The following is a 3,115-nucleotide window of genomic DNA, read 5'->3' as shown; positions in this document are numbered from 1 at the left end:
CTGCCGCACTATGTCATGCCGGCCTATCCGGGGATGGCGCTGCTGATCGGCTGGTTGCTTACGTTGAAGCCCGAGGAGGCCAACGCACCGCTCAAACGTTGGCAGACCTGGCTGTGGTGGGCGACCGCCTTCGGCCTTGTCGTCGTTTCCATCGGCCTGGCGGTGGTCTGCATTGGCGCGCCGATCTATCTCGCCAAGGCATTTTCGTGGTGGAGCATTCCCGCCGCGCTTGCTGCGCTCGCCGCCGGCTACATGGCCTTCCCGCGCCAATTGCAGGTGCCGCTCGGACGCGTCGGTGCGATTGCCATTTGCGCCGGCATCACCTTTTCCCTGCTGTTCGGTACCATCGCGCCGTCGCTGAAGCCGATCTGGCTGACCCCGGCGATCAAGGTCGCGGTCGACGCCAACCGACCATGCGACACCACAGTGCTTGCCTCCGCCCCGTACCATGAGCCGAGCCTCGTCTTCCTGGTCGGAACCAGCACCGTGCTCACCGATGTCGACGGTGTCGCAAAGCACCTGCTGGCCGATCCCGCTTGCGCGCTGGGACTGGCATCGGTCAAGGACGAGCAGAAGCTCAACGAATTGCTTTCGGGGCAGGGCAAGTCGGCAAAGCGCCTGACCGAGATCGACGGGCTCAACTATTCGTCAGGAGACAAACTGGCGGTCGGGCTTTATCGGGTGGCAGAGTGAATAGCATCGGGCCTCGAATGCCCTTATAAGCTCGCGCCCAATCATGCTCGTCATCGCATCCACCCTCTATCGCCGCTCGCTCGGCAACTTCCTCGACACGATCCGCATCGTGAGGAGGCGCTTTGCCGTGCGGGCGGCGCGTTACCCCGAGATCCCCTGGCTGGTCTGGGTGTTTGCCTGGCTGTTGCTCGCGACGGCAGTCTTCTTCAGCCTCGACGGCGCCGCCGGCAGAATGCGCGGGGTGTGGACGCCCGGCTTCGTCCAGTTCACCGACTTCTTCACCGATTTGGGCCTGGGCGGCTGGTACCTCATTCCGGCGGCGCTTTGCCTCGTCGCCGCTAATCTGACGGACTGGAGAAGCCTGTCCAGGCGAGCACGGCTTTTCGTCTACAACTGGACCTGCTTCGCCTTCCTGGTGCTTTGCGCTGTCGGCTTGTCCGGCCTGGCGGTCAATCTCTTGAAATACGGCATCGGCCGGGCGCGGCCGCTCTATTTCAACGATTTCGGGGTTTTGTCGCTGCACCCCTTGGCCATGGATGCGCGCTTTGCCGGCTTTCCTTCCGGCCATGCCACCACGATGGGCGCGGTGTTCGGCGTCGCGCTGCTGCTGTTCCCGAGGCGCTGGTACATCGCCCTGGCGCTCACGGCGTGCATTGCCTCGACGCGCGTCTTCGTTGGCGCCCATTACCCTAGCGACACTGTTGCCGGCTTCGGGCTGGGGCTGGCCTTCGCGATCCTATCGGGGCTGGTCTTTGCCCGGCTGGGCTTCATCTTCGGCCGGCCGTCGTCGAAGCGGCCGGAACGCAAGAGGACATTCCGATTGGGATGGGCCAAGGCAGCCCAGCGCCGGGAATTGATGGCGAAGCAGAGCGGACGGCTCAGCGCCGACCACCCATAAGACGATTTACCTCAGCCGCTTCGGCCGGGGATCGGCGAGTTCGCCCGCCAGCCTGCGGTCGAGATAGTCGGCGCATTCCTGCAGCAAAAGGTCGGCGTCATTGGCGAAGAAATGGTTGGCGCCGGGCAAGGTCTTCTGCGTGATGGTGATGCCCTTCTGGGTGTGCAGCTTGTCGACCAGCGCCTGCACATCCTTGGGCGGCGCGACCTTGTCGGCGTCACCGTGGATGATCAGACCCGACGACGGGCAGGGCGCCAGGAACGAGAAGTCGTAGGTGTTGGGCTGCGGCGCAATCGAGATGAAACCTTCGATCTCGGGCCGGCGCATCAGCAACTGCATGCCGATCCATGAGCCGAACGAATAGCCGGCGACCCAGCAGCTCTTGGAATCCGGATGCAGCGACTGCACCCAGTCGAGCGCGGCGGCGGCGTCCGACAGTTCGCCGGTGCCGTGGTCGAACTCGCCCTGACTGCGGCCGATGCCGCGGAAGTTGAAGCGAAGCGTGGTGAAATCGCGTTTTTGGAACATATAGAAGAGGTCGTAGACGATCTTGTTGTTCATCGTGCCGCCGAACTGGGGGTGCGGATGCAGCACGATGGCGATCGGCGCGCTCTTTTCCTTGGAAGGCTGGTAGCGACCTTCCAGGCGACCGGCCGGACCGGCGAAAATGACCTCAGGCATAAAAAACTCCACGTGGCGTACGAATGCGCTCAGCCCGGAACAACTCTTCCTCTGGCCCACTGTGGCCTTGACGCCGGGCAAGCGTCTTCTTAGAAGCTAGTTTAGAATTGTTCAAAACTGGGTGGCCGAACCCGCTGGCCCGACCGCCCTTGCCGCAAGCCGCGTAAATAGGACGGCTTGCCTTGCGATTTCAAGGAAATAACGCGCTATCCTCGCAGGATGGCTCTCGAAAGGACCGATCCAGGGAAAATGGCCGCAACTCGCGCCTATCTCGACTACAACGCCAGCGCGCCGCTGCTTGAAGAGGCGCGTTCGGCGGTTGTTGCAGCGCTTGGTGCCGCCAATCCGTCCTCGGTCCACGCCGAGGGCCGCGCGGCGCGGCGACTGGTCGAGGATGCAAGGCGCGATGTCGCCGCCTTGGTGAATGCCAAGGCCGCGCATGTCGTGTTCACGTCCGGAGCCACGGAAGCCGCCGCCACGCTGCTCACGCCGGACTGGCGGATGGGGCGCGGCGCGGTTCGCATGAGTCGGCTCTACGTGTCGGAGGCCGACCATCCTTGCGTCCTCAATGGCGGACGCTTCCCTGCCGAACAGGTGACCCGGATCGGCGTCGATCGAAACGGCATTGCCGATCTCAATGCGCTGGCTGCCGCTCTCGCCGCGCACGACAAGAGCGATGGCCTGCCGCTGGTGGCCATCCACGCCGCCAACAACGAGACCGGCGTCATCCAGCCCGTCGATCGCATCGCTGAAACCGTCAAGGCGGCGGGTGGCGTGCTCGTGATCGACGCCGTACAGGCGGCGGGCCGCATTCCGATCGATATGTCGGCCGGCTATGCCGAC

The 3,115-nt window shown here is 64.0% G+C and carries 3 protein-coding genes and 1 pseudogene; 3 read left to right on the top strand and 1 reads right to left on the bottom strand.

Going from position 1 to position 3,115, the window contains the following annotated elements:
- Both EOA33_RS29780 and EOA33_RS29775 read left to right on the top strand, forming a co-directional pair.
- A pseudogene (locus EOA33_RS29780) lies at positions 1-693 on the top strand (glycosyltransferase family 39 protein); the annotation flags it as partial.
- 43 nt (positions 694-736) lie between these two features.
- A complete protein-coding gene (locus EOA33_RS29775) occupies positions 737-1,591 on the top strand; it encodes a phosphatase PAP2 family protein (RefSeq protein WP_127407268.1) in 855 nt (284 codons plus the stop codon).
- Between the two features lie 6 nt (positions 1,592-1,597).
- Here the strand turns inward: EOA33_RS29775 and EOA33_RS29770 are convergent, their stop codons facing one another.
- Positions 1,598-2,272, bottom strand: a complete 675-nt coding sequence (locus tag EOA33_RS29770; RefSeq protein WP_126054872.1) for an alpha/beta hydrolase — start codon at positions 2,270-2,272, stop codon at positions 1,598-1,600.
- A 249-nt stretch (positions 2,273-2,521) separates the two neighbouring features.
- On the opposite strand from EOA33_RS29770, the gene EOA33_RS29765 reads away from it, so the two are divergent.
- Positions 2,522-3,115 (top strand): aminotransferase class V-fold PLP-dependent enzyme (locus tag EOA33_RS29765; protein WP_127407267.1); only part of this gene is annotated, 594 nt, incomplete at its 3' end.

The organism is Mesorhizobium sp. M4A.F.Ca.ET.050.02.1.1 (genome assembly GCF_003997725.1).
In the GTDB taxonomy this organism is placed as follows: domain Bacteria; phylum Pseudomonadota; class Alphaproteobacteria; order Rhizobiales; family Rhizobiaceae; genus Mesorhizobium.
This window is presented reverse-complemented; position numbering and strand designations above follow the sequence as displayed.

Bases quoted from the DNA above. Each gene is read 5' to 3' on its own strand.
- EOA33_RS29775 (WP_127407268.1), top strand. From the start codon at position 737: ATGCTCGTCATCGCATCCACCCTCTATCGCCGCTCGCTCGGCAACTTC.
- EOA33_RS29770 (WP_126054872.1), bottom strand. From the start codon at position 2,272: ATGCCTGAGGTCATTTTCGCCGGTCCGGCCGGTCGCCTGGAAGGTCGC.